Consider the following 19639-nt stretch of genomic DNA (forward strand, 5'->3'; position numbering starts at 1 on the left):
TTTTTCACTCAAAAACCAAAAAAGCACCTATCAAGATAAGTGCTTTTGGTTTTACTTTATTTGTATGACTTACAGTGCGTTAAATAACTCGTCAGTTTTAGCTGCGCAAATAAAGTCGTTTTTGTGTAGGCCTTTAATTGAATGGCTCCACCAAGTAACCGTGACTTTCCCCCACTCGGTTAATAAACCTGGGTGATGGCCTTCGTCTTCGGCCATGTCGCCTACTTTGTTAGTAAACGCGATTGCCTGTTTAAAGTTTTTAAATTTATAAACACGCTCAAGCTGCATAATGCCGTCGCGCACTTCTGGTACCCAGTCTGGGATTTTTGTAATAAGTTGTGCAAGCTCTTCGTCAGATACTTTTGGCGCATCACCATGACAGGCTTGGCATGTTTGTTCACTTAATGAAGACATTTTAAATCCTTACTTTAGCATTTCATTTTAATTAAAGTTAACTGGCTAATTTTTCTTTTGCTGGAAATTGAGGCTCGTATAAACCAAGCGACTTTGCTTGTGCAACTAACGCCATTATATTCATTTTCGATATTTCAAATAAATCATGAATCGAACTAATGGTGAAGTACACCGGTTGCATAATATCAATACGATAGGGGGTGCGCAGTACATCAAGTACGTTCATTGGTTTTATATCGGGCGTTGTTGAATAAACATATTGTGTTTCACCTGGGCTGGATAACACGCCGCCGCCATATATTTTTAAGCCTTTATCGCTCTGCATTAAACCAAATTCGATTGTAAACCAATAAATACGCGCTAAATAAGCACGATCTTTCTTTTCTGCTGCGTACCCTAGCTGCCCATATTTATGGGTGAATTCGGCAAAGTCTGTATTCGTCAACATGGCACAATGGCCAAATATTTCATGAAAAATATCGGGTTCTTGTAAATAATCAAATTCGTCACGACTTCGTATAAAAGTCGCCACAGGAAATTGCTTATTGGCTAGTAATCTAAAAAACTCATCAAAGTCAATGAGTGCGGGCACGGGTGTCACTTGCCAACCGGTTGTCGCTTTTAAAACGCTATTTAGCTCACTTAGCTGCGGTATACGATCATGAGGTAGGTTTAATTTATCTAACCCTTCAAGGTATTCATCGCAAGCTTTGCCTTTTATACACTGTAGTTGTCGTGTGATGAGTTCTGACCAAATCTTATGCTCTTCATTTGTCCAATGAATGATACCATTTTCGTCAGGGGCTTTTGATTTGTATTTATTCATTTTAGCCATGTTTGCCTTTACTTAGGGAAGACCCTAAATGTCTGCTTATCGATTGTGAGCTATCCTATTAAAAAAATATAAAAACTGTAATAGCCATGTGTAAAATCGTATTGTTTACTATACACAACCTAGTAAATAAAAGTTTACACCAAATTAAAGTCAAACAAATACCAATAAAAATAAGGCTAAAAGAAAGGTTTAGTGTAACTAAAAATTTACAACAGGCTTTTACTTGAGGTATGAGCAGGAATAAATAATAAAAAACGAACTAAATTGCTAACAAAGTAATAAGGCTCTGAGTAGAGCCTTAAATAAAATTAAATTTTTAAAATAACCATGTATGTATTTAATTCACTGGCTATGATGTCTTCTCTTCTTTACGATTGATTATTTTCCTCGCGATGCTTTGTACTGTGCCTTTTAATAAACTACGTTTATTTTCAAGGCGAGGTAACGGGCGACTTAACTCCATTGCTTTATAGCCAATACGTGCTGTAAATATCCCTGCACTGATACCTTGCGCAGCACGGCCAGATAATTTACCTAACAGCTCTGCACTTAATGCGGTGGCAGCTAAATCAGAAACAAGCTCTGCACTGCCTACAAACATGACTTGTTTTATCAGCATTCGATAAAGCTTTATACGGCTTGCATAACCAAAGCCAATCCCATAAATTTTACCAATCTTATCTATTAACTTAGTACCGCGCCAAAGTACTGCCATCATATCGACTAAAGCAAGTGGACTTAATGCCACTAACAATGCTGATTCGGTAGCAAACCGATTGATTAATTTTTTGGCTTGCGCATCTTGTGAAACCAATAAACTATTAGCATAAAGTGTCATGATCTCTTTATCGCTGTGATGCGCATCAACTTGGCTTTTAAATGTCTCAAAGTTATTTAATTGCTGATGTTTATTGAGCTTTTCAAGCCAAGGAAGTGCACCACCTACTTGTTCGCTATTTAATAACCTATCAGCTTCATGACGATGTAACTGATTGCGCTTTAAACTACGTAACATAGTGTATTCACGCCATAAGATGCGCCCAATAATTAATACCCCGCTAATTACAGCCGTTAAGTAAACACTCCCTAAAACGAGAGATTGTTCAAACGCAAACATAAGTGAATAAGTAAACTCTAATAATACAAGCGCAAAAAAACTAATAACAAAGACACCTTTTAGCGTTTGCCATTTAGACTTTTTAAATACCGGCTCTAAATTTATTTCATCCACGCTGGGTGTCTCTTCAACATCCTCTATATCGTCACTTTCTGAGTGGCTAATAATTTGTGCGGGGGTTAATGCCGGCTCAACATGCTCTTCAGTTTGCGTATTAATGCGCCTACCGGCTTGAAAAGTCTGATGTGTGTCGCTCATGATAACTTATCTCCTAGCAGGTACTGCATGACATGATCTAGACGGATATGTTTTAGCTGCTTATCTGGGGTTGGCATTGGTGAAAATGATAAAAACTCAAACCCTTGAGCAGGCCATTCGTTCATATTAAGCATACGGTTAGGTGGTTGAGGGGGCAGATACGTCAACCAATCTTGTTCATTAAGGGGTTTACCATAAATACAATCGAGAGTCTGGCCTTTATCAGTTACTTGGCGAGGCTGTGTTGCTGCAATAGACGACATTGCCATGGTTTCTATTTGCACACCATCAAATTTTAATTGATTACTTTGCTCATGCACTAACGAATCGAGTAATAAAGCTAAATCTTTATGATGTTTAGCACTGATATGATCTGACTTATTAGCGGCGAATAAAATTTTATCGATATTTGGTTTAAATAGACGCTTAAAAAAACCCGACTCGCCATAACTAAAATGAGCAAGCAATTGGTTTATCACGCTGCTTTGCTCTTTTAATGTTTCGTGCCCTTCATTTAAGGTACTTAATACATCGACTAACACTATTTGCCGATCGAAATGTTTAAAGTGTTCATTATAAAACGGTTTTACAACCTCTTTAACGTACGCATTAAAACGCTTTATTAAATGCGCTAAATTCGATCCCTCAACAACGGTATCATTATTAATATTAACCGGAAAAAACAGCAATAGTGGCGCGCCTTGTAAATCACCAGGCATTAGCATACGCCCAGGCTGTAACATGGCTAATTTAGTGTCTTTTTTAAGGCCAACTAACATCTGTTGATAAAGCTGTGAAATGTGCGCAAGTAAACTTTCATCAACGGGGGTGTTTAAATCAAGTTGCTCTAGGGCATCTAAAAATGCATGTGACGTTTTTACGCGTGGCATTTGTAATAGCAGTGGATATTGTTGGTTACACCATTGGTGATAGCTTTGCTCAAGCATGGGTAAATCGAGTAACCACTCTCCGGGATAATCAATAATATCTAAGTACAGTGTAGATTGAGGCGAAAAATGCCCACGTAATCCTGTATTACTTTGATACTTAATCGCTAATCGTAAGGTGTTTATACGTTCTGTTGACGCGGGCCATTTAGGGACTCCCCCCTCCAGAGGAAATAAAGCGTTTAGCGCATTTTGATATTCAAATGTAGGGACCTTTAATGCCTCTTGTGGCACTATTTTACTTGCTATATGACGCTGCTCTCGCATGACATCAAAAAACGGCAAATTTTTATGTTCGGCCTGAGTCGTTAAGTGCTTAACTAACGCGGTAATAAACGCTGTTTTTCCGCTACCACTGAGCCCTGTTACCGCTAATTTTACGTGTTGATCTAAACTACGGTGTAGCACTTTTTGCGCTTTACCCGTGACTTTTTTAAACGCATTTTTTGCAGATGAGGTATTTATCATAATAACTTAGCACTCAACCTGCCGTATTTAACTTTTACACAGCTAAAGTGCTATTTTTTCCTTTTAAAGTTTATTAATTTCACGACTAACCGTAAATTCACTCGAAGTAACATAGCGTTCCATCTCTTGTAGGCGTGTATCAACACGCGTTAAACGCTCTTTTAAATCTTGTAGAGCTCGACGTGGTGGTTCACCTTTTTGCCATACTTTAAATTTCACTTCAAGCGGGTCATCGTGGCTGTATTCACTACGGCTATGCTCTACCGGTTTTTTAATATCTAAGATAAACCATGCAGCGATATATGCGACAACAAAAAACGGTCCTCCGGTTAACAGTACCGCACTAACAAAAATAATACGAACTAACCATAACTCCATATTAAAGTAATCGCTTAGTCCTGCACACACCCCGGCAATTTTGCCTCGTTTAGGGTCTCTTAAGAGTTCTCGTTTATTACTCATACTTTACGTCTCCATTGTGGTGACTCTTGATCTAATAAAGCCTCTAACGTTTCAACTCTATCAGCCATTTTTTCTGCTTTTTGTGCTAGTTCAAGTAACTGGCGATGCTCGTGTTCGCTCAACCCCTGACTTACTTGTTTTTTACTGCGGTAATGTAAAATTAACCACAATGGCGCTACAAAAATTGTAAACATAACAACAGGTACAATTATTACCTCTGAATCCCACATATCCTCTCTCCTGGTTATTTATTTCGATGCATTATGCTCTGGGGCCATTGAGCCCCGGCATAAATTAAGTGTCATTATTTATCAGCAAGCTTCTTTTTAAGCTGTGCTAACTCATCATCGATTTGCTCATTTTTTTGTAAGTCGGCAATTTCATCAGCTAACGATTTTTTACCTAAATCGTATGATTCAACCTGCGACTCTAAGCCGTCTATTTTAGTTTCATAACGTTCAAAGCGGTTTAAAGCGTCTTCAACTTTTGAACTATCTAGTGCTTTTTTCACCTCAAGACGAGACTCAGCAGAACGTTGACGTAAAATAATGGCTTTTTGACGCGCCTTTGCATCAGCAAGCTTTTCTTGTAAAGTCGTCACTTCTTGCTGTAATTTTTGAATATGAGACTCAACATGCTCAAGCTCACCTTCGACAGCACTTACCGCTTCAGCCGACTTTTGTTTTTCAAGCAACGCTGAACGCGCTAAATCGTCACGGTCTTTATTTAAAGCAAGCTCAGCTTTGCTTTGCCAGTCACTTACTTGTGCTTTTAGCGTATCTACACGACGTACTAACTCTTTTTTCTCTGCTAATGTTTTTGCTGAAGTAGAACGAACTTCTACTAAAGTATCTTCCATTTCTTGGATAATAAGACGAACCATTTTTTCTGGGTCTTCTGCTTTATCTAAAATAGCATTGATATTAGAATTAACAATATCTGCAAAACGTGAAAAAATTCCCATAACATTTACCTCTGTGGTTGTTAACTAAATCAGTTGTAGAGATAGTATCAATATACTTGCCAACTTTTTAAAAATTAAAATACAGTTTATTTTCATAAAGTTAAACGAAAATTACAAATAACTTTAGTTATCTGTAATTATGAAATACACTAACTGTTAGTAAAAATGACTAAGAGTTAATAAAATGAGCCAATTTCGCCAACAAGATAATTTACTAGGTCAATCAGATAGCTTTTTAGCGGTACTTGATCAAGTATCGCAACTGGCAAACTTAGATAAACCCGTACTTATTATTGGTGAACGAGGGACTGGTAAAGAATTAATTGCCGCTCGGTTACACTTTTTATCAAAACGTTGGGATCAAAATTACGTAAAACTTAATTGCGCGGCTTTAAATGAAAATTTACTTGAGAGTGAATTATTTGGCCATGAAAGCGGTGCTTTTACAGGGGCAAGCAAGCGCCATGAAGGACGTTTTGAGCGTGCAAATAACGGTACCTTATTTTTAGATGAACTGGCAAACACCTCTGCGATGGTGCAAGAAAAGCTCTTACGAGTGATTGAATATGGTGAGTTTGAACGCGTAGGAGGCAAGCAAACAGTAAAGGTAGATACCCGATTGGTCTGCGCAACCAACGAAGATTTACCTTATCTGGCTGAGCAAGGTGAATTTAGAAGTGATTTACTCGATAGACTTGCATTTGATGTCATCACTCTGCCGCCCCTGCGTGAACGCCAAGATGATATTATGCTACTCGCAGAGCAGTTTGCTATGAATATGGCACGCGATTTAGAGTGGGAGCTGTTTAGTGGTTTTACACGCAGTGCCACTGAGACATTACTAAATTATGCGTGGCCGGGTAATATTCGTGAGTTAAAAAATGTCGTAGAGCGTAGTTTGTATCGCCATGGGAGCGATCAGATCCCCGTTCACCAGATTATTTTAGACCCGTTCGAAAGTAAATTTAGGCCTAAACAGCGTATTAAAGCCCCTATTGCAACAGCACCAGAAACGAGCGTTGTAAATGAGCCTATAATCACCACTCCTATATTAAATACGACGCCAGAACCTCAGTTTCCATGCAGTTTAAAAACATTATCAAACGATTTTGAAATCACAATGATAAAAAAAGCATTAGAACATAGTCAATTTAATCAAAAGAAAACTGCAGAAGTGCTTGGTTTAACGTATCATCAATTACGTGGTTATTTAAAAAAATATAATTTGTTAGATCAAGAAAAATAGTCAGGGGTTATGCGGGTGCATAAAATACTCATTGTTTTACTTTTATCAACCCTAGTGGGTTGTTTTGAAAATAAAAACGAAATCATAGAAGAAAAAAGCCAAGGCTTGGTATATTGTGCTGAAGCGAATCCGGTTTCGTTCAATCCGCAGATCACAACAACCGGTTCCACTATCGATATTATTGCTAATCAACTTTACAACCGCTTGATTAGTATTGACCCCGTAACGGCTAAATTTAAAAGTGAACTCGCCACCGATTGGCAAATTAGTGATGATGGAAAAGCCATTACTTTTACCTTACGCCAGGGCGTAAAATTTCATACCACAGATTACTTTACCCCCAGTCGGGATTTTAATGCTGATGACGTGATTTTTACGTTTAGCCGTTTATTTGATGTGTATAACCCTTATCATTTTATTGGTGATGCGAATTATCCATACTTTCAAAGTGTGGGACTTGATCAACTCATTCGTAAAATTGTCAGAGTGTCTGATTATAAAGTCAGGTTTGAGCTTTTTAATGCCGAAAGTAGTTTTTTAGCCAATATAGCTACCGACTTTGCCGTGGTCCTGTCGCAAGAATATGCCATGCAACTTAAGGCTAAAAATCAGCAAGCATTATTTGATCAATTTCCAATAGGCACAGGGCCTTATTTGTATAAAGAGTTTCGTCGCGACCATTTAGTGCGTTTTTATAAAAACCCCACTTACTGGAAACATAACGTAGCGCTTGAACAACTGGTATACGATATCACACCTAATGGGACGACTCGTATCGCAAAAATGTTGACGAAAGAATGCGATATTACCGCTCACCCCAGTAGTGCACAATTAAGTATTTTAGCCCAGCGTGATGATATAAATGTACTTAAAGAAACCAATTTGAATGTCGGCTATTGGGCGTTTAACACCGAACGTGAACCATTTAACGACTTACGGGTGCGCCAAGCTTTAGTGCATGCCATCGATATAGAAAAAATTATGCAAGCGGTGTATTTTGGCAACGGTACGCATGCTGAATCAATCTTACCCCCCACCTCGTGGGCTTTTGAAGCGCAACCTAATATGCCAAGCTTTGACCCTGAGCTGTCAAAATCACTCTTAAAGCAAGCAGGCTTAGCAAACGGTTTTGATATGACGATTTGGGCGATGCCCGTCAGTCGTATTTATAATCCCAATGCACGTAAAATGGCAGAGTTAATGCAAAGTGATTTACGCAAAATTGGCGTTAATGTAAGTATTGTTGAGTATGAATGGAATACCTTTATTCAACGTATTGGGGAGCATTTACACGATAGTGTGTTATTAGGCTGGGCAGCAGATACTCCCGACCCTGATAACTTTTTTAGTCCGCTACTGAGTTGTACCGCCACATTTAGTGGGAAAAACCCTGCTAATTGGTGTAACCCTGAGTTTGATTTATTACTCACACAAGCCCTAGATACCACCGATATAAAACAACGTAAAAAATACTACGATGCAGCACAAAAAATGATAATAGAGCAGTTACCTTTATTACCTATCGCACATGGTTTGCGCTTTCAAGCAAGCAGTACCGATGTTGAAGGTATTGAACTGGGACCCTTTGGTGCTATTTCACTCGATAATGCGAGGAGAAAATAATGGTCTTTGATTATGTGTTACGTCGCTTAGGGCTGTTTATTTTTATGATGCTTACCCTAAGTATTTTTACGTTTGCACTCAGTTATTTTTTCCCCGGCGATACACTGAGTAATTTAAGTGGTGTAACAAATGCAAACTTAGCCCAAGATAATGAACTAATAGATAAGTATCACTTTAATGACAACTATTTAACCCAATATATTGCTTTTTTAGGGCGTATTTTGCAAGGTGATTGGGGCGTCTCATTTTCGTCAGGTAGTGATATATTCCAACATATTTTAACGTTGTTACCCGCAACCTTAGAGCTGACATTCTATGCATTGATTATCTCTATTATTGTTGGTGTACCTGCAGGTATAATCGGCTCGGCATACCATAAACGCCTGCCTGATATACTGATTAATACAACAACCATGTTAGGTTATTCGGCACCTATATTTTGGTTAGCTTTAATATTAATTATGTTCTTTTCACTAAACTTAGGGTGGTTTCCGATGTCGGGCCGGCTCGGCTTACTATACGAAATACCGTCGTTTACCGGGTTTATATTAATTGATATAGCCGTCGCGGGATTCCCTTATTCGGGACATGCATTTTTAGATGCCTTACATCACCTTGCTTTACCAACCATAGTTTTAGCCATGTACCCTGCGACTGTATTAGTACGTTTTACGCGTGAATCAATGTTAACGGTACTTGATCAAAGCTATATAAAAACAGCTCGCGCTAAAGGTTTAAACCGACGTCAATTAATTATTCGACATGCACTTAGAAATGCATTGTTACCGGTGATAAAACAAATTGGCTTACAATTTAGTACTTTGATTACTCTTGCGATGATCACCGAAGTTATTTTTTCTTGGCCTGGTATTGGTCGTTGGTTAATTGATAGTATTTACCAGCGTGATTACCCTGCAATTCAAGGTGGGTTAATGGCGCTTTCGGTGTTTATTATTTTTGCCACTATCGTAACCGAGCTCACCTATACCCTACTCGACCCTCTTTCTCGGAATCAAGCTCATGGCAAAGTTTAATTTATTCTCTGAGGAGTCAAATAAGTCACCTCTGGCTCGGTTTTGGCGTAAATTTAAAAATAACCACCCTGCATTAATGGGCTTATGGCTGTTTATCGCATTGGTTTTACTCGCCGCTCTGGCTCCGTTTTTAGCACCTTATGGCGTAAATCAGCAGCACAGTGATGCGATACTCATCCCGCCATCATGGCGTGAGCTAGGCGATGTACGTTTTATTTTAGGTACAGATGATTTAGGCCGTGATGTATTATCGCGACTGATGAATGGTGCCACTTATACCTTTGGTTTATCTATTGTCGCTGCATTAATTACGACCTTAATTGGTGTATTGGTAGGTACTTATGCTGGTATTAGTCGCGGTATGCGTTCAAGCTTTTTAAACCATTTATTAGATATTACATTATCTATTCCCTCGTTATTACTCGCCATTATTATAGTGGCAGTATTGGGGCCTGGGCTAATGAATACCGTGTGGGCTATTATTTTGGCTTTACTCCCGCGTTTTATTCACTCTATACGTAACCTTATTGTTGAGCAGTTAAGTAAAGACTATATTACAGCGTTTAAACTCGATGGAGCTTCAAATTGGCATTTAATATCACGTGGTGTTTTCCCTAATATTTATGAGCATATCGTGGTTATCTTTACGATGGCATTGTCTACAGCAATTTTAGATATTTCGGCATTAGGATTTTTAAAATTAGGTGCACAGCCGCCAACCACAGAGTGGGGAGCAATTCTTGCTGAGAACTTAGGCTTAATTTATTTAGCCCCTTGGACTGTTGCTCTGCCCGGTATGTTGCTATTTTTAGCGGTATTATCAACTAATTTAGTAGGTGATGGTTTACGTCAAGTACTTAAAGAACGCAAGGCCGATTAAATGCAATTACTCGATGTTCGTAATCTTACAATAGAGCTACGTAGCTCTGAAACCTTAATAAGGGCCGTTGATAAAGTCAGCTTTAGCTTAAAAGAAGGCGAAGTACATGCACTTGTTGGTGAGTCTGGCTCAGGTAAAAGCCTAATAGCAAAAGCCATTGTTGGGGTGTTAAACGAGCGCTGGGTGATCACCGCAGACCGGATGCATTGGCGTGGCGTTGATTTAATGCGCCTCTCTGCAGAGCAACGCCGAAAAACCGTCAGCCAAGATATCGCCATGATCTACCAAGATCCAAGTCGTTGCCTCGACCCTACCGCTAAAATATTTGACCAACTAGCCGAAACACTACCGGATACTGCTGGCAGTGGTTTCTTTTTAAAGCGTAATCGTCAGCGTAAAGACCGTGTAAAGGCACTGATCCATAAAGTGGGTATAAAAAACCATAAACGAATTCTTGATAGTTACCCGCATGAGCTCTCAGAGGGAGTGTGCCAAAAAATAATGATTGCCATGGCCATTGCTCGTACACCTAAGTTACTTATTGCAGATGAGCCGACTACGGCACTAGAGAGCACCACACGTGCGCAAGTATTTCGTTTGTTAAAAAGCTTAAATCAACTTAAAAACATGTCAATTTTAATGATTTCTCATGAACTTGAAGAAATTTTTGATTGGTCGCACGGTATTCACGTTTTGTATTGCGGACAAATGGTTGAAGCGGGCCCAACAAACCGGATATTTAGTCAACCACGTCACCCTTATACACAAGCCTTATTACAAAGCTTACCTGATTACGAACATGGCTTGGCACACAAAGAACCTTTTTATGCACTGAAAGGAACAATCCCCCCTCTTCAGCATTTACCCATTGGTTGTCGATTAGGACCACGTTGTCCGCAGGCGCAAAAAGAATGTGTGGTAACGCCAAAGCTAACTAAACATCATAGTCATAGCTTTGCATGTCACTTCCCTTTAATAAAGGACATGAAGTAATGCAACCGATATTAAAAGTACAAGCACTCTCTAAAACTTTTCATGTACGTTCAGGGTTATTTTCTCGAGAAAAATTTGAGGTATTAAAAAATATTTCATTTTGTGTTGGTAAAGGCGAAACGCTAGCCATTATTGGCGAGACAGGATCAGGAAAAAGCACACTCGCAAAACTCCTTGCTGGTGCTGATAATGCCGATAGCGGGCAAATATTACTCGAAAATAACATTATTGAAGACCAAGGTGTGCGTGATGATCAATGTCGTCACATTCGTATGATATTTCAAGACTCAGCAGCGTCATTAAACCCAGGACTAACCATAGGGGAAATATTAAATGATTGCTTACTTTATAATACTGATTTAGATAAAGAGAGCCGTCTTAAGAAGATTGAAAATACCCTATCGAAAGTTGGCTTATTGGTTGATCATCAACATTATTACCCACATATGTTTAGCGTAGGTCAATTACAGCGTGTTGCGCTTTCTAGAGCGTTAATTTTAGATCCCAAAGTTGTGGTACTCGATGAAGCCTTATCTGCGTTAGATCCCTCTGTTCGTGCGCAAACGGTTAATTTATTACTAAAGTTACAAAAAGAGACCGGGTTAACTTATATATTAATTACGCATCATTTAAGTTTAGTTCGCCATATTAGCGACCAGTTAGTCGTATTAGATCATGGTGAAATTGTTGAATACGGGATCACAGAAAATATATTCCAAGCTCCTAAATCAAAAGTAACGCAACGTTTATTTAGCTGTTAGCAGCAAATTAATACTCTATCAAGTGCAATCAGTTAGCCCTTAATACGGTCTTGTTATATCTGACCAGGTTATTTAATTCACTTGAGGAACTATGATTAAACACCGTTTATTTATTGCTATTGCATCACTCTTAATTTTTACCAGTGCAAGCACTTATGCCCATCCTGAAAACACACAAGAAAATGCTAATAACGGAGTAAAAGGCGTAGATCATATCGGTTTGACCGTATCTGATTTACTCGCTTCAAAAACATTTTTTGTTGATATTTTAGGATTTAATGTCTTAGGTGAAGACACTCACTACCCTGCCGTATTTTTATCAAATTCGCATATTACGATTACTTTATGGCAAGTAAAAAACACAGCCCAGTTAGTTCCTTTCAATCGAACTAACAATGTTGGCTTGCATCATTTAGCATTAGCGGTAGAGAGCCTTGAAAAGCTTAACGAGCTTTATAAGCGTTTAGCACAACAAAATAATATTACTATTGAATTTGCGCCAGAAAATATGGGAAGCGGACCCACAAAACATATGATGATCACAGAGCCTAGTGGTAATAGGATTGAGTTTATTACACGGGTAAAATAAGTAATAAAAAGGCGCTATAAGCGCCTTTAAAAATATGTGAGTATTATGCGTTTTTCCCACAACACTTTTTATATTTACGACCATTACCACAAATACATGGATCATTTCGTCCTATTTTTGCTGTCGTTCTTGTTATAGGTGTTTGTGGTGGCGGGCAACAGCTGGTGTTAGTACAGCTCGATTGTGCGGGTGTATCAGACACATGACTATTTTCACTCATACTATATTACTCTCTTAGGTTCAAAATCGTGATTAATTAAAAAACTCATTATATATGAAGAACAAACTTTTCTTTTTGAGTCCGCTTAAAATTGATTATACATTTATATTATTAATATGTTGAACCTTTGGGAATAAATAAGTCCCTTAAAAACTGTAACAGCCCTGTATTTTCACTCTAACATGTAAAAATACATAGCCTTACTGAGGTAAACAGTTATTTTTACCGTGCTACTTTGTCATTGATGTAAAAGTGTTGCGCAATAAAAATGCAGTCCATACATAACGATTATAAAGAACATTGTCATACCTATATAAAACTGTGTAACCTAAGCGTTAAATGCATTAAGTGTACAATTGCATAATAAAAGTGTTAAACGTTAAGGATATATATGCACAAGAATAAGCACAGCTCTTTACTTAAAAGTAAGCTTTTTTTACCTCTATTTATTACGCAATTTTTTTCAGCGCTGAATGATAATGTATACAAACAATCCATATTGTTGCTATTAATATTTCAGGCTGCAAATGTTGCAGACGGTGCTTTATATTCGAATTTGGCGGCGGGGTTATTTATTTTACCTTTCTTTTTATTTTCGGGGCTGGCTGGTCAACTCGCTGAGAAAAATGAAAAATCGCACTTAATACGTAAAGTTAAGCTTGCCGAAATACCGATCATGCTGCTCGGTGCTATCTCGATACTGACGCAAATGGTGCCCTTAATGCTTTTAACGGTATTTATAATGGGATTACAAAGTACCTTTTTTGGCCCATTAAAATATGCCATTTTGCCACAGCACGTTTGCGCAAAAAAACTCACTAAAGCAAATGGTTTAGTTGAATCAGGTACCTTTGTTGCTATTTTATTAGGTACTATTTTTGGCACCTATTTCATAACACAACACAGTGGGGAGTTGTACATTAGTATTGCTATTATATGCTTAGCTATTTTAGGTTATTTTAGTAGCCGTTTTATTCCAATTGCACAGGCTAATAATACGCATATTAGTGTGAGTTATAATATTGTTTCGTCAACTAAAGATGTGTTTAAAGCCTTAAACCAGCAAACTGAGTCGGTTAAAAAGTCAGTATTAGGGATCAGTTGGTTTTGGTTAATTGGCGCAGTTATTTTAACGTCGTTACCTAATTACGTTAAACATATAATGGGAGGAGATGAGCTAGTAGTTACCGCTGCTTTGGTGGTTTTTTCACTCAGTATTGCGATAGGCTCTATTGCTTGTGAAAAACTATCTCGCTCACGAATAGAATTAGGTATTGTTCCCTTTGGGGCTTTATTAATCAGTTTATTTTTATATTTATTAAGTCAAAGCGCGCCTATTTCTTCGTATAATTTAGTACAAGATACAGCCCTTACGCTTAATCAAATACTCAATACGGGTGATATGTTATGGCACTTTGTATGGATGAGCGGCGTAGGTATTGCTGCAGGCTTTTATACCGTACCTTTATATGCGCTTATTCAGCAACGTACAAATGAAGACAGTCGCTCACGTGTTATCGCGGCTAATAATGTCGTTAATGCATTGTTTATGGTGGCAAGTGCCATTTTAAGTATTGTCACATTATCGGTTTTACAGTGGAGTATTTCACAGTTAGTGTTATTACTTGCCGGCCTAAATTTAGTTATTTCGATATATATTTATACAAAAGTCCCTGAGTTCTTTTTACGTTTTATTATTTATATTTTAGCGATTTGTATGTACCGTGTTCGAACTGATGGTGCACACCACATCCCTAATGAAGGAGCTGCGGTTGTCGTTGCTAATCATGTTAGTTTTGTCGATTGGATGTTTATTTTAGCAGCCTCTTCGCGCCCTATCCGCTTTGTAGTGTTTGCGCCTATTTATTATTCACCTGCCTTACATTGGCTATTTAAAGCCGCTAAGGCTATACCTATAGACAGCGAAAAAGCCAACCCTAAAGCTTTTAATAAAGCATTTGATAATATTGCTCAAGCATTAGATGATGGTGAATTAGTGGGTATTTTCCCTGAAGGTAAACTCACCAGCAATGGCCAAATAGATGTCTTTAAACGCGGTATAGAAAAAATTATTGTACGAACGCCCGTCCCTGTTATTCCTATGCATTTAGAAGGACTTTGGGGCAGTATGTTTAGCAGGCAAAAAAAGTTGCGCTTACCGCGTTTAAAGTTGTCACTTGTTAGAGTGAATATCGGCACACCCGTTAAACCTGAACAGGTAGAAGCAAACGATCTGAAACAACGCGTAATGGCACTCAACCCTTCTTCAAACAAAGAATAATGCCACAAAAATAAAAAAAGCCACTCAGATTAAAGTAACCTGAGTGGCTTTTTTATTTTTTTCTATCTGTTACTTACATACATCAGCCACAGCGTTAGCAAAGTAATCAATATTTGTATCACTAATACCGGCTACATTTACACGGCTAGAGCCCACAATATAAATACCATACTCTTGCTGAAGGCGTGCTATTTGCTCTTTATTAATACCTAAGAACGAAAACATACCATGTTGACGTTCAATAAAAGAAAAGTCTTGTGCGATACCTTTTGCCGCTAAGCTTTGTTTTATTAAACTGCGTAAGCCATTTATACGATTACGCATTTCATCAAGCTCTTGATGCCATTGCTGAGTTAACTCGGTACTACCTAAAATAGTATTAACAATATCTGCACCATGCGCCGGTGGCATAGAGTAAATTGCACGGACCACACTTAGCATGACAGAACTTGAAATATCTGCTGTTGCACTGTCTTTTGCAATTAATGAACACGCCCCAATACGTTCACGGTATAAACCAAAGTTTTTAGAGCACGATGAACAAATAATCAACTCTTCTACCGCATCAGCCAAAATACGTAAACCACGCGCATCTTCTTCTAATGAAGAACCAAAACCTTGATAAGCAATATCAACAAGCGGTGTAAAGCCAACATCTTTAGCTAGTTGCGCAAGTGTATTCCATTGCGTTTCGTTTAAATCCATACCACTTGGGTTATGACAACAAGCATGTACTAAGACAACATCGCCTTTTGGAACTTTAGATAATGTTTCGATCATTTCATCAAACATTAAATCTTTGTTTTCATAATCGTAGTACGGGTATTCTTTAACTGATAAACCCGCAGCTTCAAATAAACTAATATGGTTAGCCCATGTTGGGTTAGTAACCCAAATCGTCGCATCTTTGTTACAACGTTTAATAAATTCAGCTGCAACACGTAATGCACCAGTTCCACCAGGAGCCTGTGCAGTACGAACACGATTAGCTAATAATGCTTGGTGCTCACCAAGTAATAAGCTTTCCATTTTGTGACAAAAATCTAAGTTACCTGCTAAGCCAATATACGATTTGCTTTTTTCGTTTTCAAGGCGAAATGCTTCAGCTGTTTTTACAGCTTTTAATACAGGGGTATTCCCTTGCTCGTCTTTATAAACACCGACCCCTAAGTCAATCTTATTTGGGTTAGTATCTTGTTTATACGCTGCCATAAGGCCAAGAATAGGATCGGTTGGTAATGGTTTTAATGCTGAGAACATTGGCTATCTCTTATTGGTTAGGAGTTTGCAGTGAACTTAAGCTTAACATAAAAGTTCACTACTTTGGCTAGTGAAATTTACAACATAAAGTGAGGAATTTTAATACAGCATGCAATCAATAATGCCAATGTTTGATCATTAAAAAAATCACTACTAAATGCTTCTGCATCAATAATACCGATACATTCATTTTTAGAATTAAACAGTGGTATACAGGCTTCTGATTGCACCTTTGGATCGCAGGTATAATATTCTCCTCCCTGCGCTAAGTAGGTTGCTACATTGTTGATGATTCGTCCATGCTTTGACAACGCTACTTGAACATTATTACTCCCTTGAGCAAAGGCTTCAGTTAGAGGGAATAAAGGACGACTTGGGGCCCCATGATAAGCAAGCTTTAATAATTGCTTACCTTCGTTGGTGTCAACCGCTTGATAAATACCATACCAATCAACACCTGTTTGTTGTTTTACATAATTAACAATATTTTGTAATGCTGCAATTTTTTCTTCCGAGTCATCATTTTTATTAATATGATCGCTCAGCTTAAAAGGCTCATCTTGTAAGTAACCAAATAAACTACACGCGCCGCCCTCGCCTAGCTCTGGAATTTGATACTGCCATACAGCTTCTGGTACAGGGGTATCTAATAAGTATTGCTCAAGCTTATCAAGCTCACAACTGATTAAGTTAATATCAATATTGAGTTGAGCGGTGTTTAAGTAAGAAGAAATCATTTGGCCATCCATACATCTATAGTTCATAAATAATAGCATGGTTATTTTAATTGAGCTAGTTCAACTTATAACAGATTTCAACTTGATTTCCTGAGGTGTTATACGTAATTTTTTCGGCAATTTCTTCAAGCAATGATAACCCTCGGCCAAATTCGGTATTATTATGTTCAGGTGATGTTTCCTGACTGATAAACCCCCGCCCAGAGTCACAAATTATAAAATACAAACACAGCGTGTCGGGACAATAACGCATATCAATAATGATCATCGCGTCTTTCAGGTTTTCCATTGCTTGCACTCTTAATTCATAGTATTTAAAAAAACCATCCTCTTGATTTTTAATTGCTGAATTTAAGCCCAAAACGCCATGTTCCAAAGCATTATTATAGGCTTCAGATAACAATAAAAAGATATTAGAGCGATGTGATTTTAAGCCTGCAACACTACTTAAAATATTAACCGTATCAAATACAGGATCGGTGGTTTTTATTTGCTTACTATTTAGGCTCAATGACATATTAAAGGCAAGTGTTGAAAACGCTTCTACTTGCCCTGCTTCTACTTCAATTGGCAAACAATCAAGTAAAACTAAGCTCAAATCATCTTGTTGCTCACTGCCATCAGCAAATGCATTCACATGTTTAATAATCTCAGCACAGTTAATATTTTCCGTGCTAGTTAATGATGCTAAAAAACGCTCTTCGCCGTAATAGTCATCATGCTGATTGTTGGTTTCTATTATTCCGTCTGTTGCAAGTACAATACGCAACCCATTGTGAACCTCAAAATGAATGACTTCATGTTCAAACTCATCTTCATCGAGTATTCCCAGTGCCATATGTTGCGATTCAAGTGTACGTAAAACGGCCCCATTATTATCAATGAGGTAAGCGTCAGGTAATCCTCCAAGCCACGCTGAAATACTTTTTCCTGAAACACTAAGTTCTATAATCGTTGCTGCACAAAACATGTGTCCAGGCAAAAGTGCGTATAGCAACTTATTAATTTCAGCGGCTATATCATTAACCGCCATGCCTTTGTGGACCATAGTGTAAAATACACGAGTCGTGGGTAGTGCGCCGATTGCGGCAGATAAACCATGACCTGTAAAATCACCTAACATACAGTAAAGGTTACCAATCGGACTTTGTGCGACCAAAAACGTGTCACCGTTAAACATCGATGCAGGCGAAAGATGAAAATCAACAATCCCACTAAAATCGGCATGATTTTCTAATGAGTTTTTAAAAATATGTTCCACAATCTCATGCTCTTGTTGCATTTGGTTACGGTGATATTCTAATAACTCATTTTGTTGATGTGCTTTTATACTTAATGTTCTGGTTCGACAATGAGCTTTTATTTTGGCTATTAAAATAACTTTATCGAAAGGTTTATGAATAAAATCATCTCCCCCGACAGCTAAACAATGTTCAAAGCTTGCCTCATCATCGAGAGAAGAAATAAAAATAATCGGTAGGTAAACATCTTTAAAACGCGCTTTAATTTTCTTAGCTGCTGTAAAGCCATCCATTACGGGCATTACAGCATCAAGTAAAACCAAATCGATGCCTTCTTTATCTAACACGTCTAATGCTTCTAAGCCATTATTAGCATGTAATAAAACATAATTTAATGGCTCAAGTATCTTGGTGATTAATATATGGTTGAGTGGTTGATCATCTACAACCAATATTTTAAGCATTAGTTAATATCAAACTTTTTATCAAAACGTGATATTTGTAATATTTTTTTTAGCTGTGGCTGGCAGTTACTAATTTCTACCCTAGCTATTTGATGCGAAATAGTTTTTTTCATATTCAACAACATGCCTAGTGCAGAGCTATCCATATAGTTAGTGTCGCGTAAATCAACTATCACTTTTACTGTTCTCTCATCCATTTCAGAGTAGGCCTTGCGAAATGATTGCACTAGGTTGAAATCAAACTTTCCTTTGATTTGAATGGTTAAAGTTGTGCCATCAGCAGAAGTACTGCTCGATAAATTCATAAAATTTCCTATTTCCTGATTCCGTTACCATAAATATAACCCTTGTTGCTCATTTCTCAAAAAAAAATAGAACATTTTTACTAATTAAATCACTACTAAGCCTAATTTTGTTATTATTGTTTGTATATTTTTATTAACGATTAAATATGGATCACGAATGAATGACAGCCGTTTAGTATATTCAACCGATACAGGGCGCATTGAACAGCCTAAAGCCGAAAAAGAAGTTGCCAATAAACTATTCAAAGATGGTGCGCTGCGCATCGAACGACAAACCAAAGGCCGTAAAGGTAAAGGGGTTATGCTTGTTGTCGGCATAGATAGTCAGGCATACGATCTTAAAAAGCTCGCAAAAACCATCAAAAGTAAAATGGGCCAAGGTGGAGCCGTAAAAGACGGCATTATTGAAGTACAAGGTGATGATAGAGATAAATTAAAAGCTATTTTAGAAAACTTAAAATTTAAAGTAAAAATAGCCGGTGGTTAATACCTTCAAATATTCAAGACACGCATCATTAAATGTAATGATGCGATGTATAA

General features: G+C 37.8%; 21 protein-coding genes. 9 read left to right on the forward strand and 12 right to left on the reverse strand.

Going from position 1 to position 19639, the window contains the following annotated elements; genetic code table 11:
• Nucleotides 1-69: 69 nt before the first annotated feature.
• From J8L70_RS07185 to pspA, 7 genes are all read right to left on the reverse strand, one after another.
• The gene (locus J8L70_RS07185; RefSeq protein WP_211054861.1) at nt 70-414 is read right to left on the reverse strand and encodes a 4a-hydroxytetrahydrobiopterin dehydratase; all 345 of its coding nucleotides are present in this window, start codon (nt 412-414) and stop codon (nt 70-72) included.
• A gap of 37 nt (nt 415-451) precedes the next feature.
• On the reverse strand, nt 452-1249 hold the full coding sequence (gene phhA, locus J8L70_RS07190; RefSeq protein WP_211054862.1) for a phenylalanine 4-monooxygenase: 798 nt from the start codon (nt 1247-1249) through the stop codon (nt 452-454).
• Between the two features lie 349 nt (nt 1250-1598).
• Nucleotides 1599-2624 carry a TIGR01620 family protein gene (locus J8L70_RS07195; protein WP_211054863.1) on the reverse strand — a complete coding sequence of 342 codons (1026 nt, stop codon included), beginning with the start codon at nt 2622-2624 and terminating at the stop codon, nt 1599-1601.
• Complete coding sequence (locus tag J8L70_RS07200; protein ID WP_211054864.1) at nt 2621-4039, reverse strand: YcjX family protein; 1419 nt, start codon at nt 4037-4039, stop codon at nt 2621-2623. The genes J8L70_RS07195 and J8L70_RS07200 overlap by 4 nt, the downstream gene beginning before the upstream one ends.
• 63 nt (nt 4040-4102) lie before the next feature.
• Nucleotides 4103-4501 (reverse strand): envelope stress response membrane protein PspC, encoded by a 399-nt coding sequence (gene pspC / locus J8L70_RS07205; RefSeq protein ID WP_211054865.1) that lies wholly within the window; start codon nt 4499-4501, stop codon nt 4103-4105.
• Nucleotides 4498-4731: an envelope stress response membrane protein PspB gene (gene pspB, locus J8L70_RS07210; protein ID WP_211054866.1), complete on the reverse strand. Its 234-nt coding sequence runs from the start codon at nt 4729-4731 to the stop codon at nt 4498-4500. Before pspB ends, pspC begins: the two co-directional genes overlap by 4 nt.
• Nucleotides 4732-4805: 74 nt before the next feature.
• Complete coding sequence (pspA, locus tag J8L70_RS07215; protein WP_211054867.1) at nt 4806-5465, reverse strand: phage shock protein PspA; 660 nt, start codon at nt 5463-5465, stop codon at nt 4806-4808.
• Nucleotides 5466-5649: 184 nt separating this feature from the next.
• Between pspA and pspF the strand changes: the two genes are divergently transcribed.
• From pspF to J8L70_RS07250, 7 genes are all read left to right on the forward strand, one after another.
• Nucleotides 5650-6711 carry a phage shock protein operon transcriptional activator gene (gene pspF, locus J8L70_RS07220; protein WP_211054868.1) on the forward strand — a complete coding sequence of 354 codons (1062 nt, stop codon included), beginning with the start codon at nt 5650-5652 and terminating at the stop codon, nt 6709-6711.
• A 15-nt stretch (nt 6712-6726) separates the two neighbouring features.
• Entirely contained in the window at nt 6727-8334 is a 1608-nt protein-coding gene (locus J8L70_RS07225) for an ABC transporter substrate-binding protein (protein ID WP_211054869.1), read from the forward strand.
• On the forward strand, nt 8334-9368 hold the full coding sequence (locus J8L70_RS07230) for an ABC transporter permease (RefSeq protein ID WP_211054870.1): 1035 nt from the start codon (nt 8334-8336) through the stop codon (nt 9366-9368). Before J8L70_RS07225 ends, J8L70_RS07230 begins: the two co-directional genes overlap by 1 nt.
• Nucleotides 9355-10248: an ABC transporter permease subunit gene (locus J8L70_RS07235; RefSeq protein WP_211054871.1), complete on the forward strand. Its 894-nt coding sequence runs from the start codon at nt 9355-9357 to the stop codon at nt 10246-10248. Before J8L70_RS07230 ends, J8L70_RS07235 begins: the two co-directional genes overlap by 14 nt.
• On the forward strand, nt 10249-11241 hold the full coding sequence (locus tag J8L70_RS07240; protein WP_211054872.1) for an oligopeptide/dipeptide ABC transporter ATP-binding protein: 993 nt from the start codon (nt 10249-10251) through the stop codon (nt 11239-11241).
• Nucleotides 11241-12002 carry an ATP-binding cassette domain-containing protein gene (locus J8L70_RS07245; RefSeq protein WP_211054873.1) on the forward strand — a complete coding sequence of 254 codons (762 nt, stop codon included), beginning with the start codon at nt 11241-11243 and terminating at the stop codon, nt 12000-12002. The genes J8L70_RS07240 and J8L70_RS07245 overlap by 1 nt, the downstream gene beginning before the upstream one ends.
• Nucleotides 12003-12093: 91 nt before the next feature.
• Nucleotides 12094-12591, forward strand: a complete 498-nt coding sequence (locus J8L70_RS07250) for a VOC family protein (RefSeq protein WP_211054874.1) — start codon at nt 12094-12096, stop codon at nt 12589-12591.
• Nucleotides 12592-12634: 43 nt separating this feature from the next.
• On the opposite strand, the gene J8L70_RS07255 is transcribed toward J8L70_RS07250, so the two are convergent.
• Nucleotides 12635-12811, reverse strand: a complete 177-nt coding sequence (locus tag J8L70_RS07255) for an SEC-C metal-binding domain-containing protein (RefSeq protein ID WP_211054875.1) — start codon at nt 12809-12811, stop codon at nt 12635-12637.
• A gap of 391 nt (nt 12812-13202) precedes the next feature.
• Here J8L70_RS07255 and J8L70_RS07260 point away from each other — a divergent pair, with 391 nt between their 5' ends.
• Entirely contained in the window at nt 13203-15092 is a 1890-nt protein-coding gene (locus J8L70_RS07260) for an MFS transporter (RefSeq protein ID WP_211054876.1), read from the forward strand.
• Nucleotides 15093-15161: 69 nt separating this feature from the next.
• Here J8L70_RS07260 and J8L70_RS07265 read toward each other — a convergent pair whose 3' ends face one another.
• The 4 genes from J8L70_RS07265 to J8L70_RS07280 form a co-directional block, all read right to left on the reverse strand.
• Nucleotides 15162-16352, reverse strand: coding sequence for an amino acid aminotransferase (locus J8L70_RS07265; RefSeq protein ID WP_211054877.1), 1191 nt, complete (start codon nt 16350-16352; stop codon nt 15162-15164).
• Between the two features lie 77 nt (nt 16353-16429).
• Complete coding sequence (locus tag J8L70_RS07270; RefSeq protein WP_211054878.1) at nt 16430-17089, reverse strand: GAF domain-containing protein; 660 nt, start codon at nt 17087-17089, stop codon at nt 16430-16432.
• Nucleotides 17090-17144: 55 nt separating this feature from the next.
• Entirely contained in the window at nt 17145-18794 is a 1650-nt protein-coding gene (locus J8L70_RS07275) for a fused response regulator/phosphatase (RefSeq protein ID WP_211054879.1), read from the reverse strand.
• Nucleotides 18794-19099: an STAS domain-containing protein gene (locus J8L70_RS07280; RefSeq protein WP_211054880.1), complete on the reverse strand. Its 306-nt coding sequence runs from the start codon at nt 19097-19099 to the stop codon at nt 18794-18796. The genes J8L70_RS07275 and J8L70_RS07280 overlap by 1 nt, the downstream gene beginning before the upstream one ends.
• 157 nt (nt 19100-19256) lie before the next feature.
• Here J8L70_RS07280 and J8L70_RS07285 point away from each other — a divergent pair, with 157 nt between their 5' ends.
• Complete coding sequence (locus J8L70_RS07285) at nt 19257-19586, forward strand: stress response translation initiation inhibitor YciH (protein WP_211054881.1); 330 nt, start codon at nt 19257-19259, stop codon at nt 19584-19586.
• Nucleotides 19587-19639: the final 53 nt, after the last annotated feature.

Origin of the sequence: Pseudoalteromonas sp. MMG010 (assembly GCF_018100905.1) — a bacterium.
Lineage (GTDB): Bacteria > Pseudomonadota > Gammaproteobacteria > Enterobacterales > Alteromonadaceae > Pseudoalteromonas.

What these genes read in the sequence shown, in the direction of transcription:
- J8L70_RS07185 (WP_211054861.1), bottom strand. Translation starts at nt 414, where the DNA reads ATGTCTTCATTAAGTGAACAAACATGCCAAGCCTGTCATGGTGATGCG.
- J8L70_RS07265 (WP_211054877.1), bottom strand. Translation starts at nt 16,352, where the DNA reads ATGTTCTCAGCATTAAAACCATTACCAACCGATCCTATTCTTGGCCTT.
- phhA (WP_211054862.1), bottom strand. Translation starts at nt 1,249, where the DNA reads ATGGCTAAAATGAATAAATACAAATCAAAAGCCCCTGACGAAAATGGT.
- J8L70_RS07195 (WP_211054863.1), bottom strand. Translation starts at nt 2,624, where the DNA reads ATGAGCGACACACATCAGACTTTTCAAGCCGGTAGGCGCATTAATACG.
- J8L70_RS07260 (WP_211054876.1), top strand. Translation starts at nt 13,203, where the DNA reads ATGCACAAGAATAAGCACAGCTCTTTACTTAAAAGTAAGCTTTTTTTA.
- J8L70_RS07200 (WP_211054864.1), bottom strand. Translation starts at nt 4,039, where the DNA reads ATGATAAATACCTCATCTGCAAAAAATGCGTTTAAAAAAGTCACGGGT.
- J8L70_RS07255 (WP_211054875.1), bottom strand. Translation starts at nt 12,811, where the DNA reads ATGAGTGAAAATAGTCATGTGTCTGATACACCCGCACAATCGAGCTGT.
- J8L70_RS07245 (WP_211054873.1), top strand. Translation starts at nt 11,241, where the DNA reads ATGCAACCGATATTAAAAGTACAAGCACTCTCTAAAACTTTTCATGTA.
- pspB (WP_211054866.1), bottom strand. Translation starts at nt 4,731, where the DNA reads ATGTGGGATTCAGAGGTAATAATTGTACCTGTTGTTATGTTTACAATT.
- J8L70_RS07230 (WP_211054870.1), top strand. Translation starts at nt 8,334, where the DNA reads ATGGTCTTTGATTATGTGTTACGTCGCTTAGGGCTGTTTATTTTTATG.
- J8L70_RS07250 (WP_211054874.1), top strand. Translation starts at nt 12,094, where the DNA reads ATGATTAAACACCGTTTATTTATTGCTATTGCATCACTCTTAATTTTT.
- J8L70_RS07235 (WP_211054871.1), top strand. Translation starts at nt 9,355, where the DNA reads ATGGCAAAGTTTAATTTATTCTCTGAGGAGTCAAATAAGTCACCTCTG.
- pspC (WP_211054865.1), bottom strand. Translation starts at nt 4,501, where the DNA reads ATGAGTAATAAACGAGAACTCTTAAGAGACCCTAAACGAGGCAAAATT.
- J8L70_RS07270 (WP_211054878.1), bottom strand. Translation starts at nt 17,089, where the DNA reads ATGATTTCTTCTTACTTAAACACCGCTCAACTCAATATTGATATTAAC.
- pspF (WP_211054868.1), top strand. Translation starts at nt 5,650, where the DNA reads ATGAGCCAATTTCGCCAACAAGATAATTTACTAGGTCAATCAGATAGC.
- J8L70_RS07240 (WP_211054872.1), top strand. Translation starts at nt 10,249, where the DNA reads ATGCAATTACTCGATGTTCGTAATCTTACAATAGAGCTACGTAGCTCT.
- J8L70_RS07280 (WP_211054880.1), bottom strand. Translation starts at nt 19,099, where the DNA reads ATGAATTTATCGAGCAGTACTTCTGCTGATGGCACAACTTTAACCATT.
- pspA (WP_211054867.1), bottom strand. Translation starts at nt 5,465, where the DNA reads ATGGGAATTTTTTCACGTTTTGCAGATATTGTTAATTCTAATATCAAT.
- J8L70_RS07285 (WP_211054881.1), top strand. Translation starts at nt 19,257, where the DNA reads ATGAATGACAGCCGTTTAGTATATTCAACCGATACAGGGCGCATTGAA.
- J8L70_RS07275 (WP_211054879.1), bottom strand. Translation starts at nt 18,794, where the DNA reads ATGCTTAAAATATTGGTTGTAGATGATCAACCACTCAACCATATATTA.